Here is a 17,297-nt window from a genome sequence, read left to right on the forward strand (position 1 = left end):
ACGTAATTTAAGATAAAGTTAAGGGGGCATAAGTAAAATGGAGAAGTTTAAAGCCATTATTTTTGACTTGGATAATACCATTCTGAACAGGACACGAACTTTCGAGGGATTTACTCAAAGTCTGTTGGAGACATACTTCAGTCATTTGGAGACTACCGACGATATTAGCCAACGAATTATTGAACTTGATCAGGATGGTTATAAGGATAAACCGCTTCTATTCAATGAATTGCTGCAGGAACTGCCTTGGTCCGTGTACCCGCCGCATGCAGAGCTTATGGAGTTCTATAACAAGGAGTATGTAAGAAGCGCGGTGCTGATGGAAGAGGCGCGGGAAGTGGTGCAGCAACTCCGAAGCAAATACCAAACGGGATTAATCACCAACGGCAAAACAGACATACAGTATGGCAAAATCGATCAGCTTGGAATTCGGGATGATTTTGACCTGATTATTGTTTCGGAAGAAGCAGGGGTGAAAAAGCCCGATCCGCAGATATTTCGGCTGGCACTCGATCATTTCGGTCTGTCTCCCGAGCAGTGCATTTACATCGGAGATCATCCGACGAACGATGTTGAGGGAGCTGCCAATGTAGGCATGAACACCATCTGGATGAAAGTCAACCAGCCTTGGCAGGATAGCATCACGGCCCGTCCTCTGCATTCCATCACGCATCTGCGTGAATTGCTGCCCTTGCTATAAGGGATGAATAGTTGAAAGAGTGAGGATGTTGGCTGCATCCCCACTTTTTTGTAGTATTACCTAGCTTAACTCAAGCATGTGTCTTTCTAACACGGTTCAGGCAGTTATCATTCGAGACTTCGAGCGTCTGTTGCGGTTTTCAATGGCTTCTTCATAGTCCTTGATCAATCCGTCAAATATATGTTCCCAGGATCGCTGGAGAGCCAGCTTCCTGCCTTCCAGACCCATCATCTGAAGCTGATCCAAGTGATCGCCCCAGAAACATATCTCACGAATCAAGGCTTCGGGATTGCCCGGCTCAAACAAAACACCACTACGGTGATGTACTACCAAATCCTTCACACCTCCAGCATTTGCAGCAAGAACAGGCAATCCGGAAGCCATGGCCTCCAGCACCACATTTCCAAAGGTCTCTGTGCAGGAAGGAAACACAAACCAATCCGACGAAGCATACATAGCAGCAAGCTCTTCGCCATGCACATAACCGGTAAAGGACACATTCGGTGGGCATTGTGAACGCATTTTGGGAAGCAGGGGTCCGTCCCCTACAATGAGCCAATGTACACGGGATTGCATGTGTTCAGGCAGGTTCTGCATGGCAGACGTGAGCGTAGCGATATCCTTTTCTGGGGCAATTCGTCCAACGTAGAGTAAAATAAGAGGGGCTGTTATATTGTAGCGAGTACGAATCGCGTCTCTTCGCTTATCTGGTGAATACAGATCGCAGTCAATTCCGCGTGACCAGAGCTTAAGACGCTGAATACCTTGCGACTGGAGTGTGTTTAGCGTTTCCACGGACGGGGTCAGGGTGGCATCGGCGGATCGATGGAACCATTTGATGTACTTCCAATAGAGAGGAATCATGCTTTTTAATCGGTAATATTCGAGGTAGCGATCGAAGTGGGTATGGTAGGAGACCACATGCGGCAGTCGATGCTTGAGTGCATACTTGAGACCGAGAAGTCCCATATTGAAAGGTGTGGCGATGTGCAGCAGATCTGGCTCAAAGGCTTGCAGCTGTTGATGGATGGAGTTCCGGTTAGGTAAGGCGATCCGACATTCCGGATACAGAAAAAAGGGGATATTGGCGACCGCTCGTACCGAAGCGGAGTCACTGCCATCAATGACAGACATCGGAGTAAACAGCAGATGTTCGATACCTCTGCGGTTCATGTGGTTACTCAGGCGGTGCAGTGTACCGGCAACACCATTGGTTTCGGGAATGTAGGTGTCAGTAAACAAGGCCAGGCGCATCATTACCCCTCCCATGACTCTTGATGTGAAGATCATAACAATGGATCGTTTTCCGCAGGTCAAATGAAGGTTAACTTCAAGACGCTCTATGTAAATTTGAAGATAGCCTGTCCAGGAGAAATGATGAATGTATTCAATTAAAATAGGTTATTCTGCTATGATATAAAAGTTCAAGCGACTGAGAGGTTGTTTTGACCGCAAATGGGTCTAGTGTATATAGGAGGAAATGGATGAATACCTTACAGGAAGAATTACAACAATTATTGCCTTTGGATCAGCTAGAAGCCATGTCTGGGGAAGAAGTGGTGGGGAGTGTGGCCATGGATCTATACCGTGCGGAGTTTGCAACCATTCGTGAATGTGGGCCTGAACTTCCGCAGGTTCTGCGTGACGTGATCCTGATTATTGATCTGGATACAGAGCTGTCCATGAACGGCATGACCGGATTTTTGGAAAATGCAAGCGGAGGATTCCTGCAGGAAACCATAACCGCGATGCAGCGGATCGGGAACGAGGCTGATGCCGAGATCCTGAAGAGTATCCAGCACGAATTATCCGGGAGTGGCGTCACATCCGAGCAACTGAGGCAGAATGTGAATGCATTGTCTGAGCACGACGTAGCCACATCGCTGAAAACACATGGGCCGCGCATTCATGAAGTCCTGCAGCGGGTAGAATTGCAAGCCGGAAGCTTGAGCATGCAGGAAGATAATGAAGAGGTATTCGATCTCTTGTATCAATATGTGGATAATAACAAAGACAGCTTAAGACAGGAAATCGAGCACATCTTGATGGATTAAATTCAGTTCACGGGGAGAGCTACCATGATTGTGATGATTAACGGAGCGTTTGGATCAGGTAAAACATCGGCTGCGCACAAGCTGCAATCATTCTTGCCGGGCAGTATGATTTTCGATCCGGAAGAGGTCGGTTATATGCTGAGAAACGTGATAGTGGACGATGTGAAGCTGGAACATGAGAAAACGGACGATTTTCAGGATCTAGAGCTATGGAAAGTCCTTACCGTGCAAGTCGCCCGTGAAATCAAGCAGAAGTATGGCAAACACCTGATCGTGCCAATGACAATCTATAAAACCGAACCATTCGAGTACATCCATCGTGGCCTGCGAGAGATCGATTCCGAGCTGCTTCACTTTACACTGATGACTTCAATGGACACGTTACACGAGAGATTGCTAAAACGCGGGGATTCGCCCGGCGGTTGGACATTCAGACAAGGGGAGAAGTGTGCTGAAGCTTTTCACGGATCTCGATTTGAAGAATATGTGATGACAGACAGCTTGACCACAGGTGATGTGGTGGATCATATATTATCCAGACTGATTAATGAAAACACCGTGTATAAGGGGGCCAACTGATGAGGATCAATAGGCGTTTGTGCGTTGAATCATTACTGGTTACACTGTTCATGACTTTGGGTATAATCGGTTGGAAGGTAGCTCGAGGAATGTGGATGACAGCGACTTACGTACCTGAAATGACACATAGCTATTCATCTGTTGCTAATTTGCAATCCCAAGTTACATTTGGAGCTGTCGTTCGATGGGATGCCGGGTTGATTTTTCTCTATGGAATTGGTTTTATTCTGTTTGCCGCCGCTTATTATGGAATCCGGTCAGGTCTCATGAAGAGAAAGCAACGTTTTTAGAAATCATGTTACCTCATATTTTTTGTACACCAAAGGGCAGCTCTGCTCGTCAGGTCATGACGGCGCAGGCTGCCCATTTTGCTACACCGGCATTAGCGAGGTCAGATGACTATTCAGTCGCTTCCTCAAGAATGCCGGCTGCTGCCTTCTGCCCGGATAACACGGCACCTTCCATCGTGGTAAACATGGGCTGTTTGGTATAATCACCAGCAAGATAAAGTCCACGGATTGGAGTCACCTGTTCGGGACGCTTGCGTTCATTGCCTGGGGCGATTCGATAAAAGTTTTCATTCCCTCGGACAATACGATACTCGGTTACGGATGAAACCTCTTCATGAAGTCCGATGGCAGCAAGGCCTCTCCGAGCCCGATGCCAGACTTCCTCATCTGGGAGATCAATTAGCTCATCCGGGTTTACCATAATGATAGAAGCTCTGCCAGGTCGTCCACGAAACGTAGTGCGGGATTGTTCTCCGAACGAACCAACATCAGTACCCGGTCCAAATGTTGTCCGATCTTCCGGTAGAAGAGGAAGTGCCGATTCGAATTGTACGGTAACATGCGGCATCGCATCCAGGGTCAGGAAAGGTTGGAACCATTCATGCTCACTGAAATGCTCCTCAAGTAATTGCTGGGAACGACGAATATTGGCCGCAACAACGATACGATTCGCTTTAATTCGTTCTCCATCTTTTAATTCCACACCTTCCAAACCATTCGCTCCGACTAATAATCGCGTTACAGGGGCGTTGGTACGAATGTGTCCTCCTTTTTGCTCGATTGCTGCTGCAAGAGGGGCGCACATCACATCCGTCATGCCCCCGGTGAAGGCACCAATCCGCATTTTATGAATACGCGGTATGCCCGGGAGAAAGAGGCCGAAGAAGGCGTATGCCGAATATTGCTCAAGAGGCATGAAGAAAATGCCGGAAGATAACGGTTCAACGATGCGCTCCAGAGCCTGCTCATTTACTCCGTGCTGCTTAGCATAATCAAGTAGCGATATCTCATCCAGTTCCTCAGGCCTAGAGACACAGTCCTTGAACCCTGCAGCCAGAAACGGGACAAGGGAAGCCTTATCGCCAGGTGTAATAAAATCATTGTTGCCTAGTACGCCTGATAATGTTTTAAGTGGAGCATGGATAATGTCCAGTCCAAATTCGCCGTACTCTTCTGCGTCAGGATGGCGGACTTGCATGGTTGTCTCCCACGCCAGCATCTGATCCAAATCTATGCCTGCCCGTTCAAGTAATTTTGGCAACTCTTTATAATATCCAATGAATTTATGAAATCCCGATTCCACTTCCATCCCGCGCTCTTCCCAATTGCCTGTGCGTCCCCCAACATATGGGGCTGCTTCTAGGATTAGTACAGGCTTTCCGTGGTCCACAAGTTCAAAGGCACAGCTTAAACCAGCCAGGCCTGCGCCAATGATAATCGTTGAATCTTCGTTCTTTTCCTGATTCTTACGTTGTGAACTCAAGTGAAATTCGCCTCCTCTGTTTTATTTAATATACCCATTATTTCCAGCAGCCAAGCTGGTTAAGAAGATCCCGTGAGAGGCTATTAATTAATCAACAAATGAAAAAACAGCCCTCTGACCGCATGAAATGCAGCCTGAGAGCTGTTGATTTACGACAAGAATTGAATTTATAAATGCTTGGAAATGACTTCTTCAAGACCTTGGGCTACAGAGTGAGCTCCTCGCTCCAAATGTCTGTCATACAGATGCAGTCGTACGAAGCTTTCATCCGTACCCATCGCTTCCGCAAAAATGCCGCCAAGACCACGAGCTCTTCGGTCGATCTGCAGCAGCAATTCCATGGAATCGCCCATCGGATAGAACAGCACTTCGAGTTCATCCAGGTATCCTCTGAACTTGTTTGTAGGCACAAACTCGAACTCCTGTACAAATGGCAGATTGCCGCCAAGTTTTGGAGCATAGTCATTGGTCACTTCCCGCAGCCGGAAACCAAGGATGTCGATGGCATCCAGCACGGTACGCATATCCTGAGTAGGCACAACGCGAAGTCTATCCCGATCTGAAGGGTCAACGGCGCTTGAGATATCCAGGCCGGTCTCTACCCAAACCTCTGCGCTATGGAGCGTAATTGGAAGGTTTTCTGGCAGGTCGAACGAGAATTTCTTCTCAAGCTTCGTCCCAGGTTGCAGTGTAAATCCTTCGGTCAGCAAATATTTGGCGACTACAGCTGTTTCCTTTACTTTGCGATCATCATGTTCCCTTATGTAATGCGTGTTGATGGTCAGATAGATCCGGTCCACATTTTGTTCCACATCTCCAGCTTGAATATAGACGGTTCCCGAAAGGACTCCTCCTGGCTCGACCTCTGGTGTATCGAGTTCCGTGTTGACCTTAGCTGCCCCCACACCTACGCTGGCTAACATTTTCTTGAAAAAAGACATCCGCTCAACCTCCAGATCATAATGGTTTATACATGGAAAAAAATATGACTTCGACCTTAATACGGAATCGATGAGATAGTCGTTTCAAATTTGTTGTAAATGGTTGTTGAGAACGAACATAGCCTGTGCTTAGCCAAAAAAGATGGGGAAAAAGACAGGAGAAATAAACTCCAGTTGTCGAATATTGTTTAATTAGGAATTTCCTTCTGGAAGGAGATGTAACGATGGGAATGGATTGGTACAATATGATCGCCCTGCGAAACGGAGGATATAAGGGGAGATCTACATATACCTGGGAAGGTCAATCGGCGGAGGACATTTTCGAAGAACGATTGATCCGGTTGCTCTCTCAGCATCAATCCGTGCTCGATGCGGGCTGTGGTGATGGTGATTTTACACTGAGAATGTCTGCACATACCCGTCATATTACGGGTTTTGATAATTCTAAGGAGCTGCTGCGTATCGCGCAAGCTGCACTTGAAGCGGCAAGCGAAGTGAACAATGTTGAGTTTGTGTATGCCACAACGAAGACCGAAGTCCCTTTTGAAAATGAACAGTTTGATCTGATCTATGACCGCAGAGGGCCTACTTCCATCATTGAACATGGAAGAGTGCTGCGAAGTGGTGGCATGATTTTCGGCATACATACAGACATAAGGAAGGTGAAGGAACGATTGCTTCGCAACCGATATGAGCAGATCGAGATTGAGGAGTTCAATGAGGCGTTCATGATTTTCCCGAATGAACAGGAATTTGCACTTTTTCTCTCCGATGTTCCAGGCAATCCAGATTACACACTGCCTGAGTATCGGGAACAATTACAGGTGAAAATCCAGGAGCATCACATGAACGGGAAAATTGCTGTGCGAGAGCACAAGTACATCTGGAAGGCGGTAAAAACCGCCATATAACAACAATTTATCAGTTTGAGGTGCAACGATATGCAAAGAGGCAGCAGGGGGTTGGACCAATGCGAAAACGAACCATATTTTGGATCACGGGGATCGCTATTGTAGTTGTTGTGGTGCTGCTTACCTACAATAACTTGGTCCCCAGTCTGAAGGAGCAGGATGTCAGCATGAAAGGCACCATTCGTCAGGTCGATACGGATAAGTATGAGGTGGATATGCAGATCACCCGTAGCAAGGAAGACAATGGTATTCACATGGTATACCCTTTGATTTTCGGTTGGGGCAATCTGTCATTCAATGAGGAACTGGACGATTCATATTTAAGGCCTTCTTCTGTGGGTACATCAGGCGAATTGGAACAGCTCGTTCATCAAGCGTTGCAGGATGAGGATATTAATACGACTAACGAAAATGGGGATTTCACGGGATTCTCCATACCTAATGAAGCAGGTACATATAGAGTGCGCTTCACGATCTCTCCATTGAGTGAGAATGTTCATTCAATAAATGATCCCCAGATCTATTATGTGCATCAAGAGAAGGTACTCGGAAAAACTCTAAATTGGGTCAAGAAAGAGCACATGGTGATGATTAAGGAGAGTGTGGAGTGAAGTCAATATACCGATCCAATGAGATGACTGTACGATTGTTGGAAAAAGCAGACGAACTTCATCTGGTTCAGTGGCTGTCTGACCCGGCAGTACTGCAATATTACGAGGGACGAGATCAGCCGCATGATCTGGAGCGGGTAAGAGAACATTTTTACAGACAGGAGGATGCCACGAGTCGTTGCCTGATTGAGGTGGATGGTAAGCCTATAGGCTATATTCAATTCTATGAGCTTGAGGAAGATGAACGAAAGGAATATGGCTATGGAGATACGGATGAGATAATCTATGGAACAGATCAATTCATAGGCGATGTAGCGTACTGGAATAAAGGTATGGGCACAAAACTTGTGCAATCTATGGTAGCCTATTTAACAGATGAGAAGCAGGCTGAGAAAGTGGTCATGGATCCCCAGACATGGAACGTACGGGCCATCGCTTGTTATGAGAAATGTGGGTTCAGAAAAATCAAGCTGTTGAGGGAACATGAGCTGCACGAGGGCCAGATGAGAGACTGCTGGTTGATGGAATATGACAAGGAGGAATGGAGAATGGATTTGCGTTACCCGATAGGCACATTTGAACATACCGGCGAGATTACAGCCGCACAGAGGGGACAGTGGATTCGGGATATTGCCGAGCTTCCAGGGCAAGCGAGAGAAGCTGTAAAAGGATTGAACGACGAGCAATTGAGCCTGCCCTACCGGGAAGGTGGATGGATGATCAAGCAGGTTATACACCATATGGCAGACAGTCACATGAACAGTATGATCCGTTTCAAATTGGCTCTCACCGAGGATACACCAACGATAAGACCTTATTATGAAGAGCGATGGGCAGAGCTAAACGATTCAAGGGATTTGGATATTGAGTTCTCCCTGCAAATACTGGATGCGCTTCATCGACGCTGGGTTGCACTGCTGCATACATTATCCGATGAGGATTATGCTAAACAATTCTATCATCCGGGTTCGCAGGAAACGACAAGCCTGGATTACAACCTGGGGGTTTACTCCTGGCATGGCAGACACCATGTTGCCCATATCACTTCGCTCAGAAAAAGGCTGGGGATCTAACAGAGAGGTGCAGCTATTGTGAAAGAGCCGAAATGGTTTTATTTGAATGAAATGGAGCAGCCTGAACGAGGAATTGCATTCGTGATTATGGTTACACAGTTTCAGGAGAAATACGTCGTTGTTTACAACAATAAACGCAAAGGATGGGAGTTTCCGGGGGGCACTTGTGAACCAGGTGAAACTCCGCTGAACGCTGCAGGCAGGGAACTCTACGAAGAGACAGGAGCAATAAGGTTCAATCTTGAGCCTTTTGGTATTTACAAAATGAATGGGAATCTCGGCATGGTTTATTATGCCTCTGTTGACGAGTTCAACTCTATGTCATTTGAGCTTCCGAATCATGAAATTGGAGGGCTTAAATTGGTAGATGCCTTGCCTTCGGGCATGAGCTTTGGAGAAATGTTCTATATTTTTTTGGAGCAATGGACAGCGTATCCCTCTAAGGGAACTATCCAGTATGATATGGATTTAACGGGTTTTACTAAAATCTAAACGATGTTGTAAGGGAGAGACAAGATGAACATACATATTCGAACGTTGAATGAGCATGATCCAGCCTTAATCTCTCGGGTATTTCAGGAACAAGGCTGGGTCAAACCTGTGGAACAGTACCTTCACTACCTGGCAGAACAGGAAAAGGGTGAACGCGTCACATTGGTCGCCGAGCTGGACGGAGCATTTGCGGGATACGTCAACATTCTATGGAGTTCACCCTACCCATCGTTCAAGGAGCAGGGAATCCCTGAAATTAATGATTTCAATGTGCTGATCCAATATCAGCGTCAAGGCACAGGTTCACGATTAATGGATCGCGCGGAGGAATTGATTCAAGAACGCACGGATACTGCAGGGATTGGGGTTGGCGTATACAGCGATTATGGCAAAGCCCAGATTCTGTATGCACGCCGCGGATATATCCCGGATGGCAAGGGAATTCACAAGCATGATCGCTACCTTATGCCAGGGGATGAAACCATCATTGATGATGACGTCGTACTTTATTTAACGAAGAAATTGAGGACGGTTTAAAATTAATAATATACATTTGAGCGTGGCAGTAAAACAGGGCTTGAGCAGAGGTTAATCTCCTGCGATAAGTCCTTTTTTTGATCCTTATTGAACTAGGTTTTATCTATGGAAACGTACAAGAAAAATAGAGATATATTCGGCAAAAATGGTATAATATAGTGTGGGTTTTTGAAGCAATATGGCGAGCTAAAACGGCTAGATATCAAGGAGTTTGCAGGGATAACTAACGATTAGTTTCATACATAAGAGAGATTAGGCAGGAGCACCTTTTTGGCGGAATTTAAGGAGGGGTATTGCGTTGGAGAAGACGATTAAAAATGTACAGGATCTGTATGATATGCTGGATGCAGAGTTTAGATCAGCGAAGCAATTCTGGGAGCCATTCTATGAAGATCGGGATCGTCCGATTCCCTTTTTCCCTAACAAGCCTGATGAGAATCTGGTTGAGCAAGTGAATTCGGGTTTACTTACGGGCGGAAAAGCAATGGAGCTTGGGTGTGGACCCGGGCGGAATGCACTCTATTTGACACAAGCAGGGTACAGCGTGGATGCGTATGACCTTTCCGAAACAGCGATTGCATGGGCCAAGGAACGAGCTGCCGAAATGCAGCTGGATGTGAACTTTGAATGCCGATCCGTATTTGAACTTGAACCGGAGCAGGCGTATGACTTTGTCTATGATTCCGGCTGCTTGCACCACTTGCTGCCACATCAGCGTATCCCGTATATTCAGATGATTACCAATGCACTCAAGCCTGGGGGTTATTTTGGCATGACGTGTTTTGCTCCCGGTTTTGGAGGGTTGGGCGGACCAGAGACTGTGATGAACGACTGGGAAGTGTATCAAGAGAGATCCATGAAGGGCGGACTGGCTTTTACAGAGGAGAAGCTTCGTTATTTGCTGGAAGATCCGTTTGAATGCGTGGAGCTGCGCCCGATGCAGGCGATGGGTAAGGAAGATCATCGATTCGGCCTTCCGATCCTGTGGGTGACGCTATGGAGAAAACCGCTTACTGATAAAAAAGGGGGGGCTAAGCATGGGGAATAGGGGGTTTATTATTACTGGTACGTCCAAGGGGATTGGCTTGCAACTGGCTCAGTTGCTACTGGAACAGGGAGACCGGGTCTATGGCGTTTCACGGGAGACTGCTGAGCTTCTGCATGGCCATGACCTATATAAGCATTTTAAGTATGATCTGAGTGATCTGATGGGTATAGAAATGTTGGTGACACGAATACTGGAGCATATTCCTTTGCAGGAAACGGAGTTCATAGGACTTATTAATAATGCAGCAATGCTGGAACCCTTGAAGCCGATAGATCAGTGCAGCACAGAAGAGATAAGCAAAAATTTGAATATTAGTTTAGGAGCCCCAATGATGTTGAGTTCTTCTTTTATACGGCAAACTAATCATCTTGCTGCACGTCGAAAAATTGTGAATATGACCTCGGGTTCAGGTAGTTATCCGGCACCCTCGATGGCCGCATACTGTACCTCAAAAGCTGGAATTAACATGTTTTCGGCGTGTGTGGCGATGGAACAGTCTGAGAGGATGAACCCTGTAGAGGTCATAGCGTTTGATCCTGGCATGGTAGATACAGAACTGCAGGCTGTGGCAAGAGGCAAGAGTACAGATGAATTTGTGCTATCTGGTCTATTTAATCAAGTATATGAAGCCAAGCAATTAAGATCGCCACGGGAGGTAGCCAAGCAGCTCATTGAACGGATCGAAGAGATCAGTGTTACAAACAAAGTCATACATACCATGGAGAGCTAACATTATTCATTACGATTTCTCGATTTTACTGCTCCATGTTAAGTTCCCTTTGATCTAACTTCAACTTCGCTGTAAACTGACAACATACTGAGATGGGATTAGTTCATTTGTAATTTAACGTATTCCAGCCTTAGAAGAACGGAAATGTGGTGAAGGACCTTGTTTAAAATTATGCTTATTGAAGACGATGAATCCTTATTCAGCGAAATTAAGGAAAGGCTGTCCCAATGGTCTTATGACATATATGGCATACAGGATTTCGGGAAAGTCATGCAGGAGTATAGTGACGTTCAGCCGCAGCTGGTCATCATTGATATACAATTGCCCAAGTATGACGGTTTCCACTGGTGCCGGATGATTCGAGCTCACTCGAACGTGCCCATTATCTTTTTGTCCTCACGGGATCATCCTACGGATATGGTCATGTCCATGCACCTGGGAGCGGATGATTTTATCCAGAAGCCCTTCCATTTCGACGTCTTGATCGCGAAAATCCAGGCCACATTGCGGAGGGTGTATAACTACAACACGGAACGCATCGAACTTCGAACCTGGCGCGGGGCAGCGATAGAATATGTGAAAAATACACTGACGCTGGGTTCAGAAGCAGTTCTTTTGACCAAAAACGAAATGTTTATTCTCAAAGTGCTGATAGAGCACAAAAATCAGATTGTCACCCGTGAGGAAATGATTCGAAGCTTGTGGGATCATGAACACTTTGTGAGTGATAACACGCTGACGGTCAACGTCAACCGGCTTCGCAAGAAGCTTGAGCCACTTGGACTGGATGCGTATATTGAAACCAAAGTGGGACAAGGATATATGGCAACGGAAGAGGCCGAAGCATGATCGGTAAATACATCAGAGAAAAGCTCAGCTGGATCTTGCTGCTGGTAGCCATGCAGCTCATCATTTTGTTTGTTGCCTATATGGACTCTTCCATACCCCTTCAATCCTTGGCATACGTTGTTATCCTGAATGTGATGATTTGCATGGTGTTTATCTGGGCGAGATATCCAAGGGAAACCCGTTTTTATAAAAAACTAACGACCTGGGACCATACCTATGATTTGGCAGATCTGGATACAGCCGAAAGTCCCTACGAGCTTATCGTGCAGGATGCCGTAACCTCACAGACCGAGCGCTATCGGAAGGAATCCTCAACTAGTCTGATTCTGCTCGAGCAGGAGAAGGACCAGATGTTATCCTGGATCCATGAGGTGAAGACACCGCTCACAGCGCTGCAGTTAATGATCGAACGTACCCCGGATGAGAAACTGCGGAATCAGATGACGTACGAATGGCTGCGAATTCATCAACTGCTCGATCAGCAGCTGCATCAGAAGCGAATTCCATTTATGCATAACGATCTGTTTATCGAAGAGACGGAGCTTGAACCGATTTTGAATGCGGAGATTCGAGCCTTGAAATCCTGGTGCATTTCCAAAGGCATCGGTTTCGATGTGTCTCTAGGTGTCACGCGTGTTTTGACCGACAGCAAATGGCTGAGTTTTATGATCCGGCAGCTGCTGAGCAATGCGGTGAAATACAGTGAATCCTCGGATATTATCATCGGAAGCTGGGAGCAGGAAGGACATCACGTTCTCTCAATTCAGGATCATGGGCGAGGAATTGAAGCGCAGGATTTACCCCGTATCTTCGATAAAGGCTTCACGTCAACCCGAGGCAGGCTGGAAGGTGCAGCAACCGGAATGGGGCTGTACCTGACCCGGCAGGTGGCACAGACGCTTCATATGGACATTCACGTCGAGTCTGCTCCCGGCGAAGGCACAACCGTCAAACTAACCTTCCCCCGGAAAAACGACATGGTGCATCTTGCGGGCGTGTGACAACAATGTCACATGCTTTTTCGTTTTGTTCGGTGAATCGCACGATAAGTTGGCAGATCCCGCCTATGATAGAGACATACCAAAGGAGAGTGTGTGGGATATGTGGATACTGGAAGCCAAAAAAATTAGCAAAGTATATGGCAATAAACTCAATAAGCAGGAAGTGCTGAAAGGGATAGATCTCGGGGTTGGCAGAGGAGAATTTGTAGGCATCATGGGACCGTCGGGTTCAGGAAAAACAACATTACTTAATGTGCTCTCTTCGATAGACCGGGTAAGTCAGGGGTCCATTGAGATCGAAGGCAAGGAGTTCACCGGGATGAAGGAGAAGCAGCTTGCTGAATTTCGCAAACATCATCTTGGTTTTATTTTTCAGGAATATAATTTGCTTGATACGCTTACCGTGAAGGAAAATGTGCTGCTGCCGCTTTCCATCACGAGCGTGCCGAAGCAGGAAGCACATCGGAAGTTCGAACAAATTGCCCGTGAACTGGGCATCTATGAACTAAAAGACAAATACCCATCCGAAATTTCGGGTGGTCAGAAACAGCGGACCTCGGCTGCGAGAGCCTTTGTTCATGATCCGAGCATCATATTTGCCGATGAGCCGACAGGCGCACTGGACTCCAAATCAGCTTCGGATCTGCTCGGCAAATTAAGCGAAATGAATGTCAAGCATCAGGCTACCATTGTAATGGTCACTCACGATCCGGTTGCCGCGAGTTATTGCAGCAGGGTGATTTTCATCCGGGACGGGCAGATCTATACTCAATTGAATAAAGGAGACGAGTCCCGTCAGTCCTTCTTCAACGACATTATCAAAACCCAAGGCGTGTTGGGTGGTGTGCAGCAATGAGCTTGCGTTACATCATCTTCCGCAATCTGAGAAAGAACCTGAAAAGCTATTATTTATATGTATTTGCGCTTATTTTTAGCGTAGCCTTATATTTTTCATTTGTGACGCTGCAGTATGATCCTTCCATGGATGAAGTGGCGGCCTCGACCAAAGGAGCAGCGGCGATCGGTACGTCTTCCGTATTATTGATCGTCATTGTGGGCATTTTCCTGCTCTACGCCAACACCATCTTTATTAAGAGACGCAGCAAGGAGATTGGTTCATTTCAGTTAATTGGGCTGACGAAAGGGAAAATTTTTGGCATTCTGAGTACGGAAAATTTCGTTCTCTATTTTGGCTCCATGGCGGTAGGTGTTCTGATCGGTTTCCTTGGTTCCAAGCTGGTGCTGATGATTTTGTTCAAGATCCTTGGCATTGATGCGATGACGAAACTGTATTTCTCTGCGATGGCCTTGGTCCAGACCCTGATTGTGTTTGCGGTGCTGTATTTGCTTATCATGCTGATGAATTATACCTTTATCAAGGCACAGAGTATTCTCTCGCTTTTCCGGGTAACGGCTAAGGCTGAGCAGCAGGTGCAGAAGATGTCTATCGCACAGATTATCATCGGCATCCTGGGTATTGTCCTGATTGTGTTCGGATACGTATTATCCGCAAGGATGTTCAGCGGCCAAGCACTGGATATGCAGCAGCTGATGTATATGATGCTCCTGATCCTATTTTCGGTCATCCTGGGGACGTATCTGTTCTACAAGGGTTCAGTCAGTTTTATATTTAATCTGATTCGCAAAAGCAAAAACGGCTATCTTTCCATCCATGAAGTCTTGTCGCTATCCTCCATCATGTTCCGTATGAAGTCGAATGCTCTGCTGCTTACGATTATTACGACGGTGTCCGCACTTGCCATCGGCATGCTGTCACTGAGTTACATTTCATACTATTCGGCTGAAGCCCAAGCCAAAGAAAGCTTGCCGGAAGATTTCTCTTTTGCTCAGGCAAGTGTAAAAAATCGGTTTGTAGCGGAGCTTGAAGAGAAACAGATTCCGTATGAGGTGAAGCACAGACAGCCCATTTATATTGAAATCGATGCCAGCGAAGTAATGGACGATTCATTGAACGGAGAGCTTCTATTCAGCAGCGTGGTCAGTGACAGCATGGTCGATGATATGGATCTGAAGCCTGGTGAAGTGATCTTTATGGGTTATGGAAATGTTGTTAAGCAGATGATTTCCATTCAGGAAAAGGGTTCAATCGTTCTGCATGGCTTGAAGCAAACCATCGATCAACAGTTGGTCGGTACAACCAAACAGGGAGTTCTTCCCGTATACTATACCAAGGGTACACCCGTAGCTGTGGTGGATGAAACGGTCTATCAGCAGCTTCAGAAGGATCTTGATCCTTCATTGCAAGAAGGCGAGCCGACGGACTATTATGGTGTGCGCATTGTGAACGATAAACAAGCAGAAGAGGCTTATGGCGTTTTCCAAGAAGAACAGCTTACCGCCCCAAGCTTCTCGCAGATCGAGTTCAAAAATAACCAGCGCACCAGTATGGGACTAATTATGTTCATTGTCGGTTTCCTTGGTCTGACCTTCCTGATTACTTCTGGATGTATCTTATACTTTAAACAAATGAATGAAAGTGAAGAAGAAAAACCGAGCTATACCATCCTGCGCAAACTCGGATTCACACAGGGCAATCTGCTGCACGGCATTCAACTCAAGCAGGTCTTCAATTTCGGAATTCCGCTGGTGGTGGGATTGAGTCATAGCTATTTTGCGGTGAAATCCGGGTGGTTCTTCTTCGGTACGGAACTGGTGACACCAACAATCATTGTCATGATTCTGTATACACTGCTGTATTCCATCTTTGGACTGTTATCGGTGTGGTATTACAAGCGGGTTATCAAGGAAGCGTTGTAAATCGTAATGAATGATATGGAAAAATATCACGTAAAAAGGTCAGGCTGTCTCTCTGCAGCCTGGCCTTTTTGTCATCACGATCAAGGAATTGATTCTGCCTTTATCCAGCAGTTGCTCCACTCCATCAACCATGAAAATCCGGCTCTGTTCTGAACATGACAATATAAACATGTTTTGCAGGTTCAAATCGCCTGCTGGCTAGTCTTTATGTGTAGGTTTAGATATCACGTTCAAAAAATACCTCTTGGAAAAACAGGTGATAAATGGATGATGGACGAAATGATTAGAAGTGAGAGTACTTTCCAATGAGTTATCATGAAAGGGGGAATATGATGAATTGGGCTAATCGAATCACGCTCGCTAGGATGGCTTTTCTCCGGGATGAATTACATACGGATGAACTATAAGATGCTTCAATTAGGAAAATAAATTAGGGGAATACAGTTTACCAATCAGATGAAGGAGGTTGAGAGCACTGATTGAAGCTAAAGTTTTGCTTGTCAAACCAGGTTCATTAATAGAGGAGGAAACGGGGATAGATAACTGGCTGATGGCTGTGATACAACAGCCCGAAGTCCAGTATGCCGATGTAAATGATTGTAATCAGATAAATCGATTGATGAGGAGTAGAAAGTTCGGACTTGACGCTCTTCAGATGGCTATTCACGTATTCGATGCTAGCGGACAACCTTTAATTGGATATGAAGTCCCAAGTGGCTTGAATATTTGGCACGATTATCTGAAAGCGATTCGTATGTTGATGGAGCAGGGCAAAGTCTGTGTGAGTTACGGCATTGATCCGCTCTTGCTTGAAATGGAGCAGTATGCAAATGGACAAATAAGGTTTGCTATACGTTTGGAGCTAGTTCCCCAGCATATACTCACACAGTTCACCATACATGCCCGCACGTTTCTGCTGGAAATTTTGAGATCTATTGAATTCCTATGGATCAAAATGTTGCATGAGTACCATAAACCAAGTGGTCTTGATATATCAAGACCGAAAGATGACGGTAAAGACCTATTTATAGAAATTAATGCATTGCGTAAATGGGTATTAGAGTTACCCGAATAGTTTACACCATAGAACGGAGCAGGCATGAAAAATGCAGGTTCCGTTTTTTCTATGACACAACAGCAATCAAAAAAGTATAGGGCCTTAGCGGCGTTCCCGAGTATACTTGTAGTACAGCTGAAACCACATGATACATATCGGAAAA

General features: G+C 46.0%; 19 protein-coding genes and 1 pseudogene. 17 read left to right on the top strand and 3 right to left on the bottom strand.

Annotation, left to right across the window (positions count from 1 at the left end; genetic code table 11):
- Positions 1 to 37: 37 nt before the first annotated feature.
- Positions 38 to 700, top strand: a complete 663-nt coding sequence (locus AC3RCI_RS08200) for an HAD family hydrolase (protein WP_492528542.1) — start codon at positions 38 to 40, stop codon at positions 698 to 700.
- Positions 701 to 796: 96 nt separating this feature from the next.
- On the opposite strand, the gene AC3RCI_RS08205 is transcribed toward AC3RCI_RS08200, so the two are convergent.
- The gene (locus AC3RCI_RS08205) at positions 797 to 1,957 is read right to left on the bottom strand and encodes a glycosyltransferase family 4 protein (protein WP_336779270.1); all 1,161 of its coding nucleotides are present in this window, start codon (positions 1,955 to 1,957) and stop codon (positions 797 to 799) included.
- Between the two features lie 227 nt (positions 1,958 to 2,184).
- Here AC3RCI_RS08205 and AC3RCI_RS08210 point away from each other — a divergent pair, with 227 nt between their 5' ends.
- The 3 genes from AC3RCI_RS08210 to AC3RCI_RS08220 are packed head-to-tail and all read left to right on the top strand — an operon-like array spanning position 2,185 to position 3,623.
- On the top strand, positions 2,185 to 2,754 hold the full coding sequence (locus AC3RCI_RS08210) for a DMP19 family protein (RefSeq protein ID WP_492528544.1): 570 nt from the start codon (positions 2,185 to 2,187) through the stop codon (positions 2,752 to 2,754).
- A 24-nt stretch (positions 2,755 to 2,778) separates the two neighbouring features.
- Positions 2,779 to 3,333 carry an AAA family ATPase gene (locus tag AC3RCI_RS08215; protein WP_127539267.1) on the top strand — a complete coding sequence of 185 codons (555 nt, stop codon included), beginning with the start codon at positions 2,779 to 2,781 and terminating at the stop codon, positions 3,331 to 3,333.
- Positions 3,333 to 3,623, top strand: a complete 291-nt coding sequence (locus AC3RCI_RS08220) for a hypothetical protein (RefSeq protein ID WP_492528546.1) — start codon at positions 3,333 to 3,335, stop codon at positions 3,621 to 3,623. Before AC3RCI_RS08215 ends, AC3RCI_RS08220 begins: the two co-directional genes overlap by 1 nt.
- Positions 3,624 to 3,732: 109 nt before the next feature.
- On the opposite strand, the gene AC3RCI_RS08225 is transcribed toward AC3RCI_RS08220, so the two are convergent.
- Positions 3,733 to 5,106: a hydroxysqualene dehydroxylase gene (locus AC3RCI_RS08225; protein ID WP_492528548.1), complete on the bottom strand. Its 1,374-nt coding sequence runs from the start codon at positions 5,104 to 5,106 to the stop codon at positions 3,733 to 3,735.
- Between the two features lie 167 nt (positions 5,107 to 5,273).
- Complete coding sequence (locus AC3RCI_RS08230; protein ID WP_239302758.1) at positions 5,274 to 6,047, bottom strand: sporulation protein; 774 nt, start codon at positions 6,045 to 6,047, stop codon at positions 5,274 to 5,276.
- Between the two features lie 224 nt (positions 6,048 to 6,271).
- On the opposite strand from AC3RCI_RS08230, the gene AC3RCI_RS08235 reads away from it, so the two are divergent.
- The 13 genes and pseudogenes from AC3RCI_RS08235 (at position 6,272) to AC3RCI_RS08295 (ending at position 17,152) form a co-directional block, all read left to right on the top strand.
- Positions 6,272 to 6,958 carry a class I SAM-dependent methyltransferase gene (locus AC3RCI_RS08235; RefSeq protein WP_492528550.1) on the top strand — a complete coding sequence of 229 codons (687 nt, stop codon included), beginning with the start codon at positions 6,272 to 6,274 and terminating at the stop codon, positions 6,956 to 6,958.
- Between the two features lie 59 nt (positions 6,959 to 7,017).
- Positions 7,018 to 7,569, top strand: a complete 552-nt coding sequence (locus tag AC3RCI_RS08240) for a hypothetical protein (protein WP_492528552.1) — start codon at positions 7,018 to 7,020, stop codon at positions 7,567 to 7,569.
- Between the two features lie 23 nt (positions 7,570 to 7,592).
- Positions 7,593 to 8,027 (top strand): annotated as a pseudogene (locus AC3RCI_RS08245) (GNAT family N-acetyltransferase); the annotation flags it as partial.
- A gap of 90 nt (positions 8,028 to 8,117) precedes the next feature.
- The gene (locus AC3RCI_RS08250) at positions 8,118 to 8,642 is read left to right on the top strand and encodes a YfiT family bacillithiol transferase (protein WP_492529846.1); all 525 of its coding nucleotides are present in this window, start codon (positions 8,118 to 8,120) and stop codon (positions 8,640 to 8,642) included.
- An 81-nt stretch (positions 8,643 to 8,723) separates the two neighbouring features.
- Positions 8,724 to 9,134, top strand: coding sequence for an NUDIX domain-containing protein (locus AC3RCI_RS08255; RefSeq protein WP_492528554.1), 411 nt, complete (start codon positions 8,724 to 8,726; stop codon positions 9,132 to 9,134).
- Between the two features lie 24 nt (positions 9,135 to 9,158).
- On the top strand, positions 9,159 to 9,671 hold the full coding sequence (locus AC3RCI_RS08260) for a GNAT family N-acetyltransferase (RefSeq protein ID WP_492528556.1): 513 nt from the start codon (positions 9,159 to 9,161) through the stop codon (positions 9,669 to 9,671).
- A gap of 298 nt (positions 9,672 to 9,969) precedes the next feature.
- On the top strand, positions 9,970 to 10,719 hold the full coding sequence (locus tag AC3RCI_RS08265) for a class I SAM-dependent methyltransferase (protein WP_492528558.1): 750 nt from the start codon (positions 9,970 to 9,972) through the stop codon (positions 10,717 to 10,719).
- Positions 10,709 to 11,449, top strand: a complete 741-nt coding sequence (locus AC3RCI_RS08270; RefSeq protein ID WP_336779280.1) for an SDR family NAD(P)-dependent oxidoreductase — start codon at positions 10,709 to 10,711, stop codon at positions 11,447 to 11,449. Before AC3RCI_RS08265 ends, AC3RCI_RS08270 begins: the two co-directional genes overlap by 11 nt.
- A gap of 159 nt (positions 11,450 to 11,608) precedes the next feature.
- On the top strand, positions 11,609 to 12,298 hold the full coding sequence (locus tag AC3RCI_RS08275) for a response regulator transcription factor (RefSeq protein WP_336779281.1): 690 nt from the start codon (positions 11,609 to 11,611) through the stop codon (positions 12,296 to 12,298).
- Positions 12,295 to 13,299, top strand: a complete 1,005-nt coding sequence (locus AC3RCI_RS08280; RefSeq protein ID WP_336779283.1) for a sensor histidine kinase — start codon at positions 12,295 to 12,297, stop codon at positions 13,297 to 13,299. The genes AC3RCI_RS08275 and AC3RCI_RS08280 overlap by 4 nt, the downstream gene beginning before the upstream one ends.
- A gap of 100 nt (positions 13,300 to 13,399) precedes the next feature.
- On the top strand, positions 13,400 to 14,155 hold the full coding sequence (locus AC3RCI_RS08285) for an ABC transporter ATP-binding protein (protein ID WP_221806349.1): 756 nt from the start codon (positions 13,400 to 13,402) through the stop codon (positions 14,153 to 14,155).
- Complete coding sequence (locus AC3RCI_RS08290) at positions 14,152 to 16,077, top strand: FtsX-like permease family protein (RefSeq protein ID WP_492528560.1); 1,926 nt, start codon at positions 14,152 to 14,154, stop codon at positions 16,075 to 16,077. Before AC3RCI_RS08285 ends, AC3RCI_RS08290 begins: the two co-directional genes overlap by 4 nt.
- A gap of 466 nt (positions 16,078 to 16,543) precedes the next feature.
- On the top strand, positions 16,544 to 17,152 hold the full coding sequence (locus AC3RCI_RS08295; protein ID WP_492528562.1) for a hypothetical protein: 609 nt from the start codon (positions 16,544 to 16,546) through the stop codon (positions 17,150 to 17,152).
- Positions 17,153 to 17,297 lie beyond the last annotated feature (145 nt).

The organism is Paenibacillus sp. MT124, from assembly GCF_058792755.1.